Genomic DNA, 19,318 nt, shown 5'->3' with positions numbered 1-19,318 from the left:
AACTTGTGGCAGGGTTCGACGGTGTGTCGCCACCCTGGCGCCGTGATGATCTAGGAGGCGGGCCGTGCGGGTCGGTATCGGGACGGATGTGCACGCGTTCGACGAGACCCGCCCGTGCTGGGTCGGCGGGCTGCTGTGGCCGGACGTGCCCGGACTGGCCGGCCACTCCGACGGCGACGTGATCGCGCACGCCGCCTGCAACGCGCTGTTCAGCGCGGCCGACCTGGGCGACCTCGGGGCGAACTTCGGCGTGGACCGGCCGGAGTGGTCGGGTGCCTCCGGGGTGACGCTGCTCACCGAGGCGGCCCGGCTCGTCCGCGCGGCCGGGTTCGAGATCGGCAACGTCTCGGTGCAGGTCGTCGGCAAGCACCCGAAGGTCGGCACGCGCCGGGACGAGGCGCAGCGGGTGCTGTCGGCCGCGGCGGGGGCGTCGGTCAGCGTCTCCGGCGCGACGACGGACGGGCTCGGATTCACCGGCCGCGGCGAAGGGCTGGCCGCGATCGCGGTCGCGCTGGTGCTTCCGCAATCGTGATCATGTCGCTGAGCAGGGCATAGTCGACAGTTGGCAAACCAGGCCGGTCCGAATTAGACTCGCTCCAGATAACACGACCGTCGTGATCGGACGCAGAGGCTTACTCGATCACTCGATGTCGTGCAGTCGACACGAGGAGGAGCTGATCCGGTCGCTCCCGTGACTGCCAGCTGAGCTGCCGTCGCGGAAGATACAACACCCACCCGCCTTGGGTGTTGATTGATTGTCCGATCAGCCACATTGCCTGCTCTCCCCTTGCCTTGCACAGCGGGTTCGCCGAAGCTTCAGGATTAGCGTCAGCTGCGGCTTATCGCGTCCGGGCACCGGTGTCTCTACCGGGCCCGCTTCCTTTGGTTGGGCGGGAGAAAACAACTGTGCGAAGGCTAGGTCGCACCACGGTGGCGGGGACTGCGGTAATCGCGGCCCTGCTCTTGGGCGTCGGTCCGGCGTCGGCGGTGCAACCGCCGCACGATCGGTCCGTGTCCGCGGTTCCGTCGACCGCGACACCGAACATCAATGACGGGACGGTCAACGCGATCGTCAAGGTGGACAACAAGGTCTTCGTCGGCGGCACCTTCACCGGGGTCACCGACCGAGGCACGGGTACGGTGCACAGCCGGCCGTACCTGTTCGCGTTCGACGCGACCACGGGTCTGGTGGACCCGACGTTCGCGCCGAACATCAACGACGAGGTGCTGTCGCTGCAGCCGGGCAGCCAGCCGGGCACGGTCTTCGTCGGCGGCCGCTTCACCGGGGTGCAGGCCGGTGGCTGGAGCAGGCTGGTCCTGCTCAACACCACCGACGGCTCCGTGGTGTCGTCGTTCAAGGCGGCGTCCTTCAACGGCGCGGTCAACTCGGTCAAGCAGTTCGGCGACCGGATCCTGGTCGGCGGCTTCTTCACCACGGCCGACGGGAACACCCGCAACGGCCTGGCGTCGGTGAACGCGACCACGGGTGTCTTCGACCCGTTCGTGAACATCGCGCTGACCGGGCACCACAACTACAACGGCTCCGGGGCGAGTTCCTCCGTCGGCGCCACCGAGCTCGACATCACGCCGGACGGCACCAAGGCCGTCGTGCTCGGCAACTTCAAGCAGGCCAACGGCGGCGACTACGACCAGGTCGTGGTGCTGAACCTGACCGGCGCCGCGGCGTCCATCGCCGCGTGGCACACCAACCGGTTCGACGACCGCTGCAAGGCCACGCACTTCGACAAGTGGGTGCGCGACCTCGACATCTCGCCGGACGGCACGTACTTCGTGGTGGTCACCACGGGCGCGCCCAACGCGGGCACGCTGTGCGACGCCGCCAGCCGGTGGGACTTCGTGACCGGCACGAACCTGCAGCCGGCCTGGGTCGCCTACACCGGTGGCGACACGCTGCTGTCGGTGGCCATCACCGGCACGGCGGTCTACGTCGGCGGCCACCAGCGTTGGATGAACAACGCTGACGGCAAGGACACCGCGATGCAGGGCGCCGTGGCGCGGCCGGGTCTGGCCGCGCTGGAGCCGGCCACCGGCATTCCGATGAAGTGGAACCCGGGCCGCAACCCGCGTGGTGTCGGCGCCTCGGCGCTGTACGCCACGGAGGACGGCCTCTACGTCGGCTCGGACACCCCCTACATCGGCAACTACGAGTACATGCGCGGCCGGATCGCGTACTTCCCGCTGGAGGGCGGCCTGACGCCGCCGGCCGGCGTGGTGGGCGACCTGCCGACGGAGGTGTTCTTCCCGAACAGCACCGTCACCGTGCCGGCCAACGACGTGCTGTACCGCGTCAACGCGGGCGGCCCGGAGCTGGCGGCGACCGACGGTGAGATGGCCTGGCTGGCGGACACCGCCAGCACCAGCCTGTACCGCAACTCGGGCAGCACCGCCAACACGATCGTGTCGAACACGATCACGGCGGACGCCTCGGTGGCCGCTTCGACGCCGATGGCGGTCTTCGACGACCGGCGGTTCGACCCGTCGGCCGCGCCGGAGATGATGTGGAACTTCCCGGTCGCCGCGGGCACGCAGGTGGAGGTCCGCCTCTCCTTCGTGGCTCGGGACTGGAACTACAGCTCCGCAGGTCAGCGCGTGTTCGACATCAAGATCGACGGTGTGGTCCGCGCGGACGACTACGACACTGTGGCCCAGGTCGGCTACAAGGTCGCGCACACCCTGAAGTTCCCGGTCACCAGTGACGGGACGATCAACATCGAGTTCATCCACGGGCTGCTCAACCCCGCGGTGGACGCGATCGAGATCGTGCGGACCAGCGGTGGCACCGGCCTCGGTGTCGCCAAGCGCACGTACAACGGCACCACGGCCGGCGCGCTCACCGGCGTCGGTGGTGCGGACGGTACCGTGTGGGCCAACCTGCGCGGCGCGTTCCTGGTCGACAACACGCTGTACTACGGCATGTCGGACAGCAACTTCTACAAGCGGACGTTCGATGGGGTCAACTTCGGTCCGGCCTCGCTGCACAACCCGCACTCCGACCCGCGCTGGGACGGTGTGCTGGTGGACGAGTTCGGGTCCACTGCCACGTACGACGGCAAGAAGACCGCGATCTACACCGAGCTGCCGAGCGTGCGGAGCATGTTCTACAGCAACGGCCGCCTGTACTACACGATCACCGGGAACAACTCGCTGTTCTGGCGCTACTTCAGCCCGGACAGCGGGGTCATCGGTTCGCAGCGCTTCCAGGCCAACGGCAGCGGCACCAGCACCTCGCTGGAGTGGCTCGGCACCACGTCGGGCGCGCTGTTCCTGTCCGGCGGTTACGTGTACTGGTCGCGTACCGACGGCCGGCTCGTCAAGCGGGCGTTCGACGGCACCGCGTTCAGCGGCGTCGCCACCGCGATCAGCGGTCCGGCGATCGACTCGGTGAACTGGACGTCCCCGGGCGCCTTCCTGTACGGCTGAGCGAGCACCAAGCGGTAAAGCGGACCGGTCACCCTCGGGTGGCCGGTCCGCTCTCTTTGTGGGGACGGCCGTTGCCGGTTACGGGCCGAACGGCTAAAGTGTGCCGAATGCCCGGGGTTAATTGTCGACAATAGACCCGTAATAGTGCGTGAAGTGGTATTCACGCAAGCGGTTACCGGGCTTTCCCGCGGTCGTCTGCACGACAGGCTCGTTCGCCGATCCGTGGCAGCATCCGGACGTATGTATGGGTTCTCGATCGCGCGTCGCGGTAGGCGGCGCTCGGTGCTCGTCGCGCTGACCACGGCGGCCACCCTCGCCGCCGTCGCCCTCGGCACCCCCGTCTCGGCGGTATCGGTCCAGCACACCGCACTGGTCGGACAGGATCCGGTCAACTGGACGCCGCACGCGCTCGACGGCACCGCCTTCAAGATTCTGGCGATCGGCGGCCGCGTCTACGTCGGCGGCTCGTTCACGCAGATCAGGCCGTCGAACTCGGCCACGGTGACCACCCAGCGCCGGCTGTTCGCGTTCAACGCCACCACCGGCGCGATCGACGCCACGTTCAAGCCGGTCGTCGACGGCACCGTCCGCGCCCTGGTCGCCGCGCCCGACGGCCAGTCGCTCTACATCGGCGGCGACTTCACCAACGTCAACGGCGTGCGCTCCCGTGGCGTGGAGCGGATCAGCGCGACGACCGGTGCGTCCGTGTCCGGCTTCACCGTGCCGGAGATCAACGGTGGCGTCGACGAGCTGGAGCTGACCGGCAGCCGGCTGCTGCTCGGCGGGCGCTTCCAGACCGTCGGCGGGGCGAGCCGGCGCGGCCTGGCCGCGCTCAACGCGGGCACCGGCGCGGCCGACGCCTCGGTGAACATGAGCCTGGACGGGGCGCGGGTCACCGGCTCCGGGGCCACCTCGGCGGTGAAGGTGACCGGCATGGACGTCACCCCCGACGGCTCGAAGCTGGTCATCATGGGCAACTTCAGCAGTGTCGCGGGCCAGGCCCGGCACCAGATCGCGGTGGTGAACCTGGCCACCTCGCCGGCCACGCTGTCGCCCTGGACGACGACGCGCTACCAGCAGATGTGCGCGAACTCGTTCCCGACCTACATGCGCGGCGTCGACATCTCGGCCGACGGGACCTGGTTCGTGGCGGTCACCACCGGCGCCCGGCGCACCGGCTCGCTGTGCGACACCGCGGCCCGGTGGGACCTGGTCAGCCAGGTCGCCAACAAGCAGCCGGTGTGGGTCAACTACACCGGCGGGGACACCCTGCTGTCGGTCGCGGTCGCCGGGGCGGCCGTTTACGTCGGCGGTCACCAGCGCTGGTTGGACAACCCGGACGGCCGGGACAGCGCCGGTCCGGGTGCGGTCCCGGCCGAGGGCATCGGCGCGATCAATCCGGTGACCGGCAAAGCCTTCGCGTGGAACCCCGGAAAGGATCGAGGCGTCGGCACTGAGGACATCTACCCCACTACCGCAGGACTGTGGATTGCCAGCGATACCGATACAGTTCATGGCGAGTTCCATGGAAGGATCGCATTCTTTCCATTGCCGGTAATGTGATCGGATTGCCTCCGATCGCCGATCACGAGAAATGTGATCAGGATCGGCAGTGAGATATTCGGCGCCGTGGCGGACAATGCATGTTCGCGACGGCGCCGCATACGGCTGCCATGAGCCAATACAGAGATCGCGGCACGGGCCGCGTGAACCTGCTCGGAGTCTGACTGTGGCCTACCCCGCGCGAAGCACCCGCTTCGCACCGCCAGAACGCTTGGACCCCCCTCGAACACGGCGAGGCGGCTTCTGGCCGCCGTCCCGCGGCCGCATGATCGTGGCCGCTGTCGTCGCCGCCTGCGTCGGTGTGGCACTGATCGGCGTGGCGATCGTGTTCGCCAAGGACAGCCCGCCCGAAACGACCACCCAGCGCATCCCCGTGGGCGAAGACGGATACGTGGTGCGCGAGGAGCCGGACACCGTGTTCGGCGGCCGGGACACCCTGGTGTCCGTCGCACGTCCCGACTACTACGCGGTGACATACCTGAAGTTCCAGGTCGCGACGCCGGCCGGCTTCCGCGTCCAGTCCATGTCGCTGCAGCTGCAGGCTGACGCGAAACCCCCGGCGTCGCTGCAGGTGCGTTCGGTGCTCAGCAGCGACTGGTCCGAGAAGGAGCTGTCGTACGCCACCCGGCCCGGCCTCGGCGAGGTGCTCGGCGGCGAGCCGACGGTCTCGGCGAGCAACCTGGTCAGCTTCGACGTCAGCGCGGCGGTGCCCACCCCCGGACAGGGCCCGGCCCGGTACTCGTTCGCGGTGACCAACGCCAGCGACAGCGAGACGCTGACCCTGTTCGCCGGCGAGCACGGCGCCGGTGCGCCGGCCCTGGCGGTGACCTTCATCGAGATCCAGGACACCGAGACGCTCGACGGGCACCAGCGCGGCGACGGCAGCGGCAAGCCGAACCCGTCCGGCACCGCCTCACCGGGCGCGTCGGTGTCGCCGTCGGTCGACCCCTCCGCCTCGGTCACCCCGGGCCAGCCGAACCCGCCGGGCAACATCCCGGCCGGGCGCACGCTGTGCGGCGTCGGCTTCATCCCGAAGAGTGGCGAGTCGTACGCCCAGGGCGTGACCCGGGTCGACAACCTCTACGGCGGCCTGGAGGCGTTCCGCACGTTCTACACGGGCGCGCCCGCGGCCTGGCCCGGCAACGCCGGCAAGGCGGGGCGGACCGTGGTCGTCTCCTTCAAGTACAACCCCAAGGAGATTCTCGGCGGCTCCCGCGACTCCTACCTGCGCAACTGGTTCGCCCAGGCGCCACGGGACCGCGACGTCTACTGGGTCTACTACCACGAGCCCGAGGACAACATCGAGGCCGGCGTGTTCACCGCGGCCGACTACCGGGCGGCCTGGCGGCGCATCGCCGGGCTGGCCGACGCGGCGGGCAACCCGAAGCTGCACGCCACGCTGGTGCTGATGGACTGGAGTGTGTTCCCGCAGTCCGGCCGCAAGTGGAAGGACTACTACGCCGGCAGCGACGTCATCGACGTGCTCGGCTGGGACGTCTACAACTTCAACTTCACCAACCCGAAGTACCCCGACGCCGCGACCATGGTGAACCGGGTGGCCAACATCTCGAAGGCCGAGGGCAAGCCGTGGGGCATCGCCGAGCTGGGCACCGCGATCCTGCCCGGCGACTCCTCGGGCACCGGCCGGGCCGCCTGGCTGACCGCCGCGGGCAACGCCTCGATCAAGGGCGGCGCGCTGTGGGTGACGTACTTCGACGTCGACTTCACCCGGGCCGACTGGCGGCTGCTGGACGCGCCCAGCCAGAAGGCGTGGCGCGCGTTCTGCGACGCGTGAGGTGAGCAGACGGAAGGGGGCGGGATCCGCGGATCCCGCCCCCTTCGTTCGTCGTGCTGTCAGATGCCGCGGCCGCGCTGGTGCAGCCGGCGCAGCACGGTGTCGGCCGAGACGAGCCGGGTCGCCACCGCCAGCGCCAGGTAGGAGCGCGCTTCGCGAGGGCTGTGCCGGATGGTCTTCTTGACCCAGCGCATGGCGTCCTTGCGGTGCCCGCCCGCGGCCTGCGCGAACGCGATCTGCCCGGTGATCCGGGCGTGGCCGCGCGGCGCGCCCTCGAACTCCGGGTAACGCTCCAGCAGCCACTCCAGTGCCTCGGCGATGGTCGCCCAGCGCGCGGTGAAGTACGACTGCCGGTGCCAGCGCACCCGCACGCCGACCCCCGGCGCGTTGGCGATCGGCGCCCGCCGCGCGACGCGCAGCAGCAGCTCGTAGTCCTCGGCGTAGCTGCCCGGGATGTTCTCGTCGACCAGGCCGATCCCGTCGACCAGCGCCGCCCGGCGGAACAGGAACGTCGACGGGTGCAGCTCGGTCAGCCGCGAGCGCAGCAGCTCGGGCAGCGTCACCAGGTCGCGATCCAGGGTGCGGTCCACGTCCTTGCCGTCGTAGTCGATGACGACGCCGATCGAGCACAGCTCGGAGGCCGGGTGGGCGTCGAGCATGGCGACCTGGGCCGCCAGCTTGCCGGGCAGCCACTCGTCGTCGTCGTCGCAGAACGCGACCAGCTCGGTCGCCGTGGCCAGGATGCCGGTGTTGCGGCCGCCGGCCAGGCCCTGGGTGCGCGTGTTCGTGATCACCCGGACCCGGCGCTGCGGATCGTCCTGGACCAGGGAGTAATCGGGCTCGCTCTGGTCGTACACGACGACGATCTCGACCGGGCCGGCGTAGTCTTGGCCCAGGATCGCATCGATCGCCTTGCGCAGCAGTTCCGGGCGGTTGCGGGTGGGCACGACCACCGAGACGCTCGCCGTCATTTCCTTCTCCAGTCCAGGTAGCCGTAGCGCGCGCGGCCGAACCACGTCATCACGCTGAGGATGCGGCGCTTGCGGGGGGCGAGCTTGCCGCGCCAGGCGGCGTCGAGCCGCAGCTCCAGCTCGCCGTTGGTGAAACGCATCGGGTTGCCCGCGACGGTGTGGGTGGTCTCCAGCCGGGCGACGGGCAGCCCGTCGGCGGGCTGGGTCAGGCATTCCGTGCCGCCGGGGGCGAGGCCCGCGAAGGCGCGGATGCGGCGCAGGCCGTCCACGGGCCGGGCCACCACGTCCTCGTAGCGCAGCCGCAGCGTGGGCGTGCGCACCCAGACGAGCACGTGGAACAGCGCGTTGTGCACCGACCACAGCACCCCCGACTTCACCGTCGAGTACTGCGGCATGAACACCTCGGCGCCCACGATCTCCGGACGGCGCACCTCGCGGCTCCACGAGTAGGCGACCGCGCGTCCGTCCCGGATCAGGTGCAGCACGCGCAGGTCGATGCCGCGCGCGTGGCGCAGGGCGAAGGCCAGCGAGGCGTGCTTGCTGGAGTCGACGACCACGCTCGCCCCGGAGACGTCGGCCACCGCGCGGTAGATCCGGCGGTGCAGCTCGCCGTACGCACGCAGGTCCCGCTTGCGGCGGTTCAGGAAGAACGGCAGGGACATCCGCAGCACGAAGCGCATGCGGTCGACCCGGTGCTTCAGGGCCATCGCGGCGTCGAGGTCCAGTTTGTCCCAACCGCCGAACGCCAGATCGCCCACTTTCGCCCAGAACGGGCAGTCGGCGAAGGCGCTGCCGCACCCGCAGCGCTCGTTGTCGCGCAGGGCGCGTTCCCAGATGTGAGTCACCTCACCGACCGCGCACACGTCGGGGGCCTGGCCGAGGATCCGGTCGGTCAGCGTGGAGCCGCTGCGTCCCCAGCCGCCGATGAACAGCACGGTGACCTGATCGGACGGTGCCGGGCGGGGTGTGCGCTTGATGAGGCCGTCGGCGATCGCGCCCACGCGCAGCGCGGCCGCGGTCGCCGCCGCGCCTGCCTCGCTGCCCGAGATGCGCAGCCGGGTGGGCTCGGCCACCGCGGCGTCGAGCGCGGCCCGGAACTCGGCCTCGGTGCGGCACAGCTCGACCATGCCCAGGCTGCCCATCCGGGCGGCGAAGCGCTGCTGGTGGTCGTCGACGTGCTCGTGCAGCGTCGGGTCGCGGGGCACCACGATCGGCTTGTGCCCGGCCCGGCGGGCCTCGGTGATGGTGGCGGGGCCGCCGTGGCAGACCACCACTGCGGCCTGGCGCAGCCGCTCGTTCAGCGTCTCGTGGTCGAAGAACGCGTCCGATCCGGGGGCCTGCCGCGGGGTCGACGAGCCGTACTGCATGACGCAGGGCACGCCGCTGTCGGCGGACCAGCCCTCGGCCCAGTCCAGCAGCCGGTCGAAGGAGTGCACGTCGGTGCCGACCACGACCAGCACGGCGTCGCGCTCCGGTCGGCGCGGCGCGGGCACGGTCAGCGCGGTGCGCTGCGAGGGAAGCTCGGGAGAGGTGGTCGTCACAGCAGCGGCCCCACCAGCGTCGCGCCCTTGTACAGCCGCAGCTGCTCCTCGAACTGGACGAGCATGCGCGAGGTGAACGGCTTGCAAAGCCGGGCCGTCAGGGTACGCGTTTCCAACCGGTCGTAGACCTCCACGTAAACAGTGGGTATCCGCAGCAGTCGGGCGACGATGAAGAACGGCAGCGCCACGCCCGCACCGGTCGAAATCACCACATCAGGCCGCGATCTGCGCAGCATCTTCACCGCGAGCAGCGCGTTGCGCAGCAGATTCGGGATGTTCCGGGTGGTCGGGTAGTGCGCGTAGACCACGTTCTCCCCACCGAGCAGGCTGTGTGCGTCCTGCGTGGGGAACGTCACCCAGGTGCGGAAACGGTCTGTCCACCATGGACGCAGTGCGTACAGTTGGGCGAGATGTCCGCCCGACGAGCCGACCAGCATGACATGACGTGCACGATTCGGTTCGCCCACCTCGGTTCCTTTCCTGTCGACGACCCGCAGCCTAGCGACACGATTTAACATTTCGTTGCGGACGATTGTCGGTAGCCTGACAGTGCACGTGATCTGACCGAACGGCAGGTTCGGCCGTCATACTCTTGACCCCGCAGATGCGATCGTGGCGTCCAATAACTCCGGTCTGACACAGAAGTGGCCGTTTGGCTGAGCGCGTGCCAGGCAGCGATGGCTAGGGTGAGGACCGTCTACCCAGGGCGTCTTCACCTGCGCCGCGCCGGTCGTCGGTCCTGTGTTCATGGGTTTGTTAACAAGGGGAATCAATGGCTACGAATGCGGCCTCGGTGCCGACGGCGAGCGTGGGCGATTACGTCGGCTGGCTGGCCCGCCGCTGGTGGCTTGTGGTCATCGCGGTGGCGGTCGGTGCGGTCGGCGGTCTCGGGGTGGCGGCGACCCAGCCCAAGGTGTACGTGTCCGAGACCAAGGTGCTCGTGATGCAGGTCGGCCAGGACACCACGACCAAGGTGAACCTCGACACCGAGTCCCAGGTCGTGCGCTCCACGACGGTCGGCGGCGCGGCCAAGAACCTCCTCAACACGGACACCCCGGTCGAGGAGCTGGTCTCCCGGGTCACCGTGACGGTCCCGGCGAACACCTCGGTGCTGTCCATCACCTTCGACGCCCCCACGGTCGCCGAGGCGCAGCGCGGCTCGCAGGCCTTCGCCCAGGCCTACCTGGACCAGCGCGCCGCGGAGGCGCAGAAGAACGTCGACGTGCAGGGCGCCGCCATGCGCGACGAGATCGCCGGCCTCACCAAGCAGCTCGACGAGGTGGCCGCGCAGCTTGTCGGCCTGGCCGCGAACTCCGCGGACCGGCAGAAGGCCGTGCAGAAGCAGCAGATCCTCACCTCGCAGATCAACACCCTGAACGCGCGGCTGATCCCGCTGCTGGCCACCACGGTCAAGCCGGGCAACATCCTGTCCGCGGCGACCAAGCCCACCTCGCCGGCCAAGCCGGACCTGATGCTCTACCTGGTCAGCGGCGTCGCGATCGGCCTGCTGCTGGGCCTGGCGGGCGCGCTGGTGCTGGACCGCATGGACTCCCGGATCTACCACAGCCGCCAGATCCCCTACCGCAACGACGTGCCGGTGCTGATGGAGGTGCAGCGCGGGCGGGACAAGGCGGTGGCCGACGCGGCGAGCGCGCTGGGCCGCGAGTTCAGCCTGCTGCGCAACGTGCTGCGGGTCGCCGCCGGCGCCGCCCGCGGCGGTCGCCCTTCGGCCACCGACGCGCTGCTGATCTGCGGCGCGGCCCCCGGCCCGGCGGTCGAGTTCGTGGTCGCCAACCTGGCCGCGGCGTTCGCCCGGTCGGGCGAGCGGGTCGTGATCGTGTGCACCGACTCCACCTCGAACCTGCCCGCCATGCTCGGCGTGAGCCCGTCCCGCGGCCTCGGCGACGTCATCGCCGGTGAGGTCACCCTCGACAGCGCCCTGTACGCCGTGCCCGCTATCCGCGGTGTCTCGCTGCTGGGCGCCGGCCGCCTCGACCCGCGGGTCGAACTGCCGGTCGCCGCCGTGTCCGATCTGCTGGCGCAGCTGCAGCAGCAGGCCGACCGGGTGCTGCTGGCCACCGCGCCGCCGAGCCGCGCGGTCGACGCCCAGGCGCTCAGCGAGATCGCCGCGTCCGTCCTGCTGGTCGTGGAGACCCGGGTGGCCCGTGCCGAGGACGTCGAGGAGTCGGTCGAGCAGGTCGCCCGCGTCCAGGGCCCGCTGGCCGGCCTGCTGGTCGTGCGCAGCCCGCGGGTCGGCCGCAAGATCAAGGTCAAGGCGGTCCCCAGCGCCGCGGTCGTCGACCAGCCCGCCGCTCCGGCAGCCGCGGATCTGCCCCGGGCGGGCCGCGAATTCGACCAGACGATGGTCATCCCGCGCGTCGGCGAGGACGGCGACCGGATCGAGTTCTGGGCCGGCGGCACCACCGACAGCAAGGTGAACGGAAAGCGCACCTCCTCCTCCGACCAGACCACCTCCGCCGATCTGCGATGAAGCGGTCACTGCGCCTGGGTGCGGCGGCCGCGCTGGCCGCCGCGGCGTTCACCTCGGGGTGCTCGGTCGGCCCGGCCAAGCCGCCGTCGACGGCGGCTCCGGTCGAGCAGTCGCCGTTCACGCTGCCGTCGCCGGAGGCGGTGCGCCCGCGCGCGCCGCTGACCGGGCTGGAGACGGAGGAGGCGACCAAGTCGAAGGCCGCGGTCATCGTGCCCATCGAGGTGGGCACGGGCGCCGCGGCCCCGGTCGGGCTGGACAAGGCCGACGTCGTCGAGCTGGAGTTCGCCGAGGGCAAGCTGCTGCGGGTGGCGGCGGTGTTCCAGTCGACCCCCGCGGACAAGGTCGGCCCGGTGGCCGCGGTGCGCCCCGCCGAGATCAAGCTGCTCAACCAGTTGCAGCCGTACATGGTGCACAACGGCACCCCCAAGGGCTGGCTCGACCTGCTGACCCTGTCGAAGCTGGCCGCGGTGACCCCGGCGAAGAAGACCGGCTTCACCACGGTCTCCGGCCGGGTCTTCGTGAACACGGGCACGCTGCAGGCGTCCGCCCCGGCCCAGCAGAAGCTGCTGGCGTCGCTGTTCCAGTTCGGCCAGGCGGGCGAGCCGGTCGCGATGGGGGCGACCCCGGCCACCACGATCTCCATCGCGTCCCCCGGCAAAGCCGCGGTGACCTGGAAGTTCGACACGACGGCCCGGCGCTGGCAGACCACGCTCGGCGGGGTGCCGGTGGCCACCGCCAACCTGGTCCTGCTGACCACCCCGTTCAACAAGAAGGACGTCAAGGCACTCGACCGCGAGGTCACCATGGCCGACCCGATCGGCAAGGGCGCGGCCCAGGTGTTCGGCGCCGGCCAGGGCGTCAAGGCGACGTGGAACAAGGACGGCTTCTTCGCCGCCCTCAACCTGCTCGGCCCTGAGCAGTCCGTGGTGCGGCTGACCCCCGGCCCGACCTGGATCCTGCTGCTGCCCTCGACCGCGAAGGTGACGGTCTCGTGAGCACCGCCGCCGGCCGCCTGCCGGGGGACACCGCACCCGGCAGTGAGGGCGCCCGCGGCGTGGCGGCGGCGCCCGAGCACGCCCGAGCGCTGCCGCCACTCGCGGCCGTGCTGCACCGCCGCGGCCAGCGCGACCCGATCCCGGCCCGCGACTGGGCGCTGTTCGCGATGATCGTGCTGTACCCGGTGGGCTGGCTGCTCGGCCTGACCCTGGCCTGGGTGCCGCTGCTGGCCATCCCGATGGCGCTGGAGCTGTTCCGGCGCGGCCGGGTGCGCATGCCCGCCCCGGTCTTCGCCTGGCTGCTGCTGTGCTTCCTCGGCCTGGTCGGCGTCGTGATGCTGGACGCCACCGTGCCCAACGCGCTGCCGCCGGAGATGGGGCTGGGCCGGATCCTGGCCTTCGTCCGCCGCCTGCTGGACATGGCCGCGGCGATCGTGGTGCTGCTTTACGTAGGCAACCTCACCGAGCGCGAGCTGCCGACCAAACGCGTCGTGAAGTTCCTGGCGTACTTCTTCGTCGTGCTCGTCGTCGGCGGCATCGCGGGCGTGCTCCTGCCGCGGATCGCGGTCACCACTCCGCTGGCCGAGGTGCTGCCGAAGTCGCTGCTGGCCAACGGCTGGGTGCGCTCCTCGGTGCGCATCGAGTTCGCCCAGTGGCAGACCATCGTGGGCGAGGCCCCCTCGCCCCGGCCCGCCGCGCCGTTCCAGTACACCAACGCGTGGGGGCAGTGCATCGCGGTGCTGCTGCCGTGGTTCATCCTCGCGACGCTGTACAAGGCCAAGGGCCTGTGGAACAAGGTCTGGCCGTCGCTGATCCTGGTCGCCGCGATGATCCCGATCGTCTACTCGCTCAACCGGGGCACCTGGGCGGGCCTGGGCATCATCCTGGCCTACCTGGTGGTCCGGATGGCGATCCGCGGCAGCATCATGCCGGTCGCCGGCGTCCTCGTCGCGGTCGCGCTGGCCGGTCTGCTGGTGCTCGCGACGCCGCTGGGCAGCACCGTGATGGCCCGCATGGACAACCCGCACTCCAACGAGGGCCGGGCCTCGCTCAACGCCGCCGCCCTGGAAGCCGCCAAGGCTTCGCCGATCATCGGGTTCGGCGGGCAGTCGGAGACGATCGGCAGCGAGCGGTCCATCGCGATCGGCCAGAGCCCGTCCTGCGAGCAGTGCGGCAACCGCGACATCGGCAGCGACGGCCAGCTGTGGATGCTGCTGATCACGCAGGGCTTCGTCGGCGCAGGGCTCTACCTGCTGTTCTTCCTGTGGATGGGCTGGCGGTTCCGCCGCGACCATTCGTGGCTCGGCATCGCCGCCGGTGTCACGGTGCCGCTGGCGGTCTGGTTCTCCACGATCTACAACTCGACCGGCATGACCCTCGTGATCATGATGGTCCCGCTGGCCCTGCTCTGGCGCAACGAGACGAACCGGGTGTACACATGAGCCGCGCGCCGATCCTGACCACCGCCCGCCGCCATGAGGCGGCGAAGTGAGCGGCGAGTTCCTCACCGAACTGGGCCGGCTGCTGGGCGACGACACCGTCGGAGCGCCCGCGGACCGGGTCTTCCTCGGCCGGGGCACGCACGCCGCGGACGAGGTCTACACCGTGGTCCCCGCCATCGGCAAGGCCCGGCTGCTCGTGCCGCACGGCGACCGCCGCGCGGCCGGGGCCGCCATCCGGCACACCAGCGCCCCGCGTTCGGCCAAGGACCGGCTGCGCCAGCGGGTGCTCGCCGGGGTCTTCTCCACCGGACTCGGCCGGCGCACCCTCGGCGACCTGGTCTTCCGTGACCGGCTGGCGGTGCGGGCCGAGCCGTCGCTGGCCGAACACCTCAGCGCGCTGCTCGGCGAGCAGGTGCGGCTGAGCGTGCGCTTCGGGCCGCCGCGGGCCAACCGCAAACCCGTGCTCCAGCTCATCGACGGCCGGGCGCGCACCATCGCGTACGCCAAGATGGCCGTCAACGAGCTGACCACGACCCTGATCGACGCCGAGCACCGCGCGCTGCGCATGCTCGCCGACCGCGACCTGGCCCCCGCCCGGGTGCCCGAAGTGCTGCACTTCGGCACGTGGGCAGGCGCGGCCCTGCTCGTCGTCGGCGCGCTGCCGGTGAGCGCGGAGGCGCCCCCGGACGGACTCACCCCGCTGAGCCTGGCCGCGATGCGGTCCATCGCCCAGGTGCAGGGTGTCACCCGCGGCAGGTACGCGGGCAGCACCTACGCCGCCCGGCTCGCCGCCCAGGTCGACGTGCTGGGCGAGCGGCCCGCCGCGACCCTGATGCGCCGCGCGCTGGCCGAGTGCGCCGGCGCCGAGCTCGGCTTCGGCTGCTGGCACGGCGACTGGAACGGCGGCAACATGTCCGTCCGCGACGGCGAGCTGCTGCTGTGGGACTTCGAACGCTTCACCCCGGACGTGCCCGTCGGCTACGACCCGCTGCACTTCGAGCTGCATGAGGCCGTCGCGGTCCGGCACACCGACCCGGTCGTGGCCGCGCGCGCGGTCGCCGAACGGGCCGTCGAACTGCTCGCCCCGCTCGGGGTCGACGCCGCGGTCGCCAACGAGGTCGCCGCCCTGTACTTCGTCGAGATCGGCAGCCGGTACCTCGGCGACGGTCTGGACAACCTCGGCCGGCCGATGGGGCGCGTCGACGAGTGGATCAACGGGGCGTTCGCCGGACTCGGCGGGCGATGGGCTTCTCTGGTGGGAGAGAACTGATGGCAGTCAAGAGCCGCGTACGCAAGTTCGTCTGGCGCAAGGCCGGCGCGCTGGCCCGGACCGCGGGACAGCTCACCGCGGACCGGCGCATGGTGCCGTCCTTCCTGATCGTCGGCACCCAGCGCGGCGGCACCACGTCACTGCACAAGGCGCTGGCGCAGCACCCGGCCTACCTGCCGCCGCGCTTCCGCAAGGGCGTGCACTACTTCGACATGGACTACCACCGCGGGCACGCCTGGTTCATGGGCCACTTCGTGAGCCGCACCAAGGCCGAGCGCGCCGCGCAGACCCTGGGCCACCCCGTGGTCACCGGCGAGGCCAGCCCCTACTACATGTGGCACCCGCTGGCCCCCCAGCGCATCGCCAAGGACCTGCCCGGCGTCAAGCTGATCGTGCTGCTGCGCGACCCGGTGGAGCGTGCCTACTCCGGCCACGCCCACGAATACGCCCGCGGCTTCGAGACCGAGAAGTTTGAGCAGGCCGTCGCGCTGGAGGCCGGGCGCATGGCCGGCGAGCGCGAGAAGATGGCCGCCGACCCGAACTACCACAGCCACGCCGTACGCCACCTCGCGCACCTCGGCCGCGGCGAGTACATCGACCAACTGCTGCACCTGGAGTCCCTGGTCGGCCGGGAACGCCTGCACGTCGTCGACAGCCACGACTACTTCGCCGACCCCGCGCGCGTCTTCAGCGGGGTGTGCGAGTTCCTCGGCATCCCGGACGTGCCCGGCATCGTTCACGACCAGCACAACGCCCGCCCGCGCTCGCCGATGTCCGACGAGCTGCGGTCCCGGCTGGAGGACCACTTCGCGCCGTACGACGCCCGGCTCGCCGACTGGCTCGGCCATCAGCCGAGCTGGCGGCGATGAGCGTCGACGCGCCGGCCCACGCCGGCGCCTACGGGGCCGACCGCGGGCGCGTCATGCGCAGCAGCTTGTTCAACCTGGTCGGCGCGGGAATCTCGGCGATCGCCGGGCTCGCGCTGACCGTGGTGGTCACCCGCGGCTTCGACGCGAGTGTCGCCGGGGTGCTGTTCACGCTCACCTCGGTGTTCCTGATCCTGTCCGCGGCCGCGCTGCTCGGCGCGGAGACCGGCGTGGTCTACCTGCTCGCGCAGCAGCGGGTCCGGGAGGAGACCGGCCGGATCCGGGCCACGGTGCGGGTCGCCATGACCCCGGTCGTGGTGGCCAGCATCCTGCTCGCGGCCGGGCTCTGGTTCGCCGCGCCGTGGCTGGTCGACGTCATGCTGCCGGAGGCCCCGGCGGGCACCGTCGCGGCGATCCGGGTGTTCGCCGTCTTCCTGCCCACCTCCACCATCACCGGCGTGCACCTGGCCGTCGGCCGTGGACTCGGCACCACCCGGCCCAACGTCATGGTCATGCGGGTGCTGCGGCCCGGCCTGCAGTTGCTCGGCGTCGTCGCCGTGCTGGTGGCGGGCTGGACCAGCTCGGTGTCGCTCGCCCTGGCCTGGGCCGTGCCGTACGCGCTGGGCCTGGTCGTGGCGGTGCTGTGGTCGGCGAAACTGCGACGCAAGGCCGAGCGCTCCGGCGGACAGCCGGTCGAGGCGCCCACCCGCGAGGACTGGGGCCGGTTCTGGCGCTACGCCTCGCCGCGGGCCGGCACCGGCCTGGCACAGCTCGCACTGCAGCGGCTCGACGTCGTGCTGATGGCCGCGCTGCGCGGCCCGGTGGACGCCGCGCTCTACACCGCCGCCACCCGCTTCCTGGTCATCGGCCAGCTCGGCGGCCAGGCGCTCGGGCAGACCGTGCAGCACCGCTTCTCGGGGCTGCTCGCGCAGGACAAGCACGACGAGGCGAACAGCCTCTACCAGATGACCACCACCTGGCTCATCGCGCTGATCTGGCCGTTCTACCTGACCTGGGCCATCTTCGGCGGGCAGTTGATGACGGTGTTCGGCGAGGGCTACACGGCCGGCGGCGACGCGGGCCTCGTCGGCGTCGTGCTGTCGCTGACCATGCTCGTCGCGACCGCGTGCGGCATGGTCTCCACGGTCCAGGAGATGGCCGGCCACACCGGGATCGCCTTCTTCCAGACCATGCTCGCCCTCGTGGTGAACGTGGTCCTCAACATCGTGCTGATCCCGTCCCACGGGATCGTCGGCGCTGCGATCGCCTGGTCGGCGGCCCTGCTCATCAAGAACCTGCTGCCGCTGGTACAGCTGCAGCGCAGGCACGGACTGTCCCCCCTCTGCCGGGGCGGCTTCATCGCGATGGCGGCCGCCGTCGCGTGCTACGCCGCCCTACCGCTGCTGGTCCGTGTCCTGCTCGGCGACCACCCGCTCGTCGGGTTCGGCTCGGTGCTAGTCGCGACAGTCGCCTATGCGGCGGTAGTGTGGCGGTGCCGGCACGTTCTGCAACTGGCCGGTCTGCGCGCGCTCCGGCGCCGTGGCAAGACCCCGGCACAGCCCTCACCCCCAGTGGAGTCCCTCGTCCCATGAGAAGAGCATTACCGGCTGCGGGGCTGGTGATGGTGCTTCTGGCAGTGGCGGCTGCCGGCTGCACGACCGTCGTCCCAGAGGACGAGCCGGCGGTGCCGGGCCGTCCCAGCCCCACCCTCAAGCAACTCCCCGCGGCCGCGTCCGGCCCGTTCACCACGACCGGACGTGGCCCTGCCGTGCCCGAGACGGGTGCCTGGTTCGGCGCGTTCGTGAACGCGCAGAACCGGCGCACCGGCGACCAGCTCGAAGCGATCGACGGCTTCGAGGACATGATCGACCGTCCGCTGGCGCTGGCCCACTCGTTCCACCCGTGGCAGGACGACTTCCCCTCGACGTACGACTACGAGCTGGTCCACCGCGGCAAGCTGCTCATGATCTCCTGGGCCGGCACCGACACCCGGTCGATCGTCACCGGGGTCTACGACGAGGAGATCCGCAAGCGCGCGGCGGCCGTACGCGACTTCCGCACGCCGATCCTGCTGCGCTACCGCTGGGAGATGGACCGCCCGAACCTGTTCAACGTGGTCCACTCACCCGAGGACTACGTGGCCGCCTGGAAGCACGTACGCGGCATCTTCACCGAGGTCGGCGCGAACAACGCGGCCTGGGTCTGGTGCCCGCACGCCGACGGTTTCATGGACGGCCGCGCCCAGCCCTACTACCCGGGCGACGACCAGGTCGACTGGCTGTGCGCCGACGTGTACTCCGGCCCGGAGATGTACACCTTCACCGAGCTGATGGCCCCGGTTCTGGAGTGGGCCAGGCACCGCCCCCGCCCGCTGCTGATCGGCGAGTTCGGCGTCGTGCAGGGCGAGCCCGGCCAGCGCTCCGCCTGGCTCAACGAGATGCGCCTGGCCCTGCCCCAGCACCCCCAGATCAAGGGCGTCCTCTACTTCAGTACCGCCACGGACTCCCGCCCCCGCTACGCCACCACCTTCGACAACGAACCCGACGCCCTCAAAGCCCTCACCCTGCTGGCCAAGGACCCCTGGCTGACCCGCCAACCCGGCCACTGACCCACCCCCGGCCCGCGTTGATCATGAACTTATGGAAGGGTTCGGCGGCGTGTCGTGACCCTGGGGCCGTGATCGACTGGCTGGGGCTGCCGGGTGCGGGTCGGTGGTGATCGCCGTTTCAGGTCAGATCGTGCGGTGAAGCCGCAGTTCTTGACCGGAGACGGCGATCTTTCCGCGGTGTGGGGACCGACCAGCGGTGGGCGTCGCGGGTAGCGAGCCCATGAAAGCCGAAACCGCGCCCTCCCGTGTGGGAGGGCGCGGTTTCGTGTCAGCCGGGTTGGTCAGGCGGCTTCGATGATCATGCCGGCGGCGACGGTGCGGTTGGTGGCTTCGTC

General features: G+C 70.8%; 14 protein-coding genes. 11 read left to right on the top strand and 3 right to left on the bottom strand.

Features of this window, described 5'->3' with window-relative positions; all coding sequences use genetic code 11:
• The first annotated feature begins 64 nt into the window (after nt 1-64).
• The 4 genes from ispF to ACFQO7_RS13925 all read left to right on the top strand — a co-directional run bounded on the left by ispF (nt 65) and on the right by ACFQO7_RS13925 (nt 6,799).
• A complete protein-coding gene (ispF, locus tag ACFQO7_RS13940) occupies nt 65-532 on the top strand; it encodes a 2-C-methyl-D-erythritol 2,4-cyclodiphosphate synthase (protein WP_376806751.1) in 468 nt (155 codons plus the stop codon).
• A 479-nt stretch (nt 533-1,011) separates the two neighbouring features.
• Nucleotides 1,012-3,441 carry a malectin domain-containing carbohydrate-binding protein gene (locus ACFQO7_RS13935; protein WP_376806750.1) on the top strand — a complete coding sequence of 810 codons (2,430 nt, stop codon included), beginning with the start codon at nt 1,012-1,014 and terminating at the stop codon, nt 3,439-3,441.
• Between the two features lie 240 nt (nt 3,442-3,681).
• A complete protein-coding gene (locus ACFQO7_RS13930) occupies nt 3,682-5,004 on the top strand; it encodes a hypothetical protein (RefSeq protein ID WP_376806749.1) in 1,323 nt (440 codons plus the stop codon).
• A gap of 265 nt (nt 5,005-5,269) precedes the next feature.
• Nucleotides 5,270-6,799 (top strand): CBM96 family carbohydrate-binding protein, encoded by a 1,530-nt coding sequence (locus tag ACFQO7_RS13925; protein WP_376806748.1) that lies wholly within the window; start codon nt 5,270-5,272, stop codon nt 6,797-6,799.
• 59 nt (nt 6,800-6,858) lie between these two features.
• Here ACFQO7_RS13925 and ACFQO7_RS13920 read toward each other — a convergent pair whose 3' ends face one another.
• The 3 genes from ACFQO7_RS13920 to ACFQO7_RS13910 are packed head-to-tail and all read right to left on the bottom strand — an operon-like array spanning nt 6,859 to nt 9,748.
• The gene (locus ACFQO7_RS13920; protein ID WP_376806747.1) at nt 6,859-7,770 is read right to left on the bottom strand and encodes a glycosyltransferase family 2 protein; all 912 of its coding nucleotides are present in this window, start codon (nt 7,768-7,770) and stop codon (nt 6,859-6,861) included.
• Nucleotides 7,767-9,311 (bottom strand): glycosyltransferase, encoded by a 1,545-nt coding sequence (locus tag ACFQO7_RS13915; RefSeq protein WP_376806746.1) that lies wholly within the window; start codon nt 9,309-9,311, stop codon nt 7,767-7,769. Before ACFQO7_RS13915 ends, ACFQO7_RS13920 begins: the two co-directional genes overlap by 4 nt.
• Nucleotides 9,308-9,748, bottom strand: coding sequence for a UDP-N-acetylglucosamine--LPS N-acetylglucosamine transferase (locus ACFQO7_RS13910; RefSeq protein WP_360524180.1), 441 nt, complete (start codon nt 9,746-9,748; stop codon nt 9,308-9,310). The genes ACFQO7_RS13915 and ACFQO7_RS13910 overlap by 4 nt, the downstream gene beginning before the upstream one ends.
• Before the next feature lie 335 nt (nt 9,749-10,083).
• On the opposite strand from ACFQO7_RS13910, the gene ACFQO7_RS13905 reads away from it, so the two are divergent.
• Genes ACFQO7_RS13905 through ACFQO7_RS13875 form a run of 7 tightly spaced genes read left to right on the top strand, consistent with a single transcriptional unit; the run spans nt 10,084 to nt 18,983 of the window.
• Nucleotides 10,084-11,802, top strand: coding sequence for a Wzz/FepE/Etk N-terminal domain-containing protein (locus ACFQO7_RS13905; protein ID WP_376806745.1), 1,719 nt, complete (start codon nt 10,084-10,086; stop codon nt 11,800-11,802).
• Nucleotides 11,799-12,797, top strand: coding sequence for a DUF3048 domain-containing protein (locus ACFQO7_RS13900; protein WP_361052296.1), 999 nt, complete (start codon nt 11,799-11,801; stop codon nt 12,795-12,797). Before ACFQO7_RS13905 ends, ACFQO7_RS13900 begins: the two co-directional genes overlap by 4 nt.
• Entirely contained in the window at nt 12,794-14,239 is a 1,446-nt protein-coding gene (locus ACFQO7_RS13895) for an O-antigen ligase family protein (protein WP_376806744.1), read from the top strand. The genes ACFQO7_RS13900 and ACFQO7_RS13895 overlap by 4 nt, the downstream gene beginning before the upstream one ends.
• 46 nt (nt 14,240-14,285) lie before the next feature.
• Nucleotides 14,286-15,509: a protein kinase family protein gene (locus ACFQO7_RS13890; RefSeq protein ID WP_376806743.1), complete on the top strand. Its 1,224-nt coding sequence runs from the start codon at nt 14,286-14,288 to the stop codon at nt 15,507-15,509.
• Entirely contained in the window at nt 15,509-16,378 is an 870-nt protein-coding gene (locus ACFQO7_RS13885) for a sulfotransferase family protein (RefSeq protein WP_376806742.1), read from the top strand. Before ACFQO7_RS13890 ends, ACFQO7_RS13885 begins: the two co-directional genes overlap by 1 nt.
• On the top strand, nt 16,375-17,967 hold the full coding sequence (locus ACFQO7_RS13880; RefSeq protein WP_376806741.1) for a lipopolysaccharide biosynthesis protein: 1,593 nt from the start codon (nt 16,375-16,377) through the stop codon (nt 17,965-17,967). Before ACFQO7_RS13885 ends, ACFQO7_RS13880 begins: the two co-directional genes overlap by 4 nt.
• A 29-nt stretch (nt 17,968-17,996) precedes the next feature.
• Entirely contained in the window at nt 17,997-18,983 is a 987-nt protein-coding gene (locus ACFQO7_RS13875; RefSeq protein ID WP_376806740.1) for a glycoside hydrolase family 26 protein, read from the top strand.
• The last annotated feature ends 335 nt before the right edge of the window (nt 18,984-19,318 follow it).

The organism is Catellatospora aurea, assembly GCF_042663325.1.
Taxonomy (GTDB): Bacteria; Actinomycetota; Actinomycetes; order Mycobacteriales; family Micromonosporaceae; genus Catellatospora; species Catellatospora aurea.
This window is presented reverse-complemented; position numbering and strand designations above follow the sequence as displayed.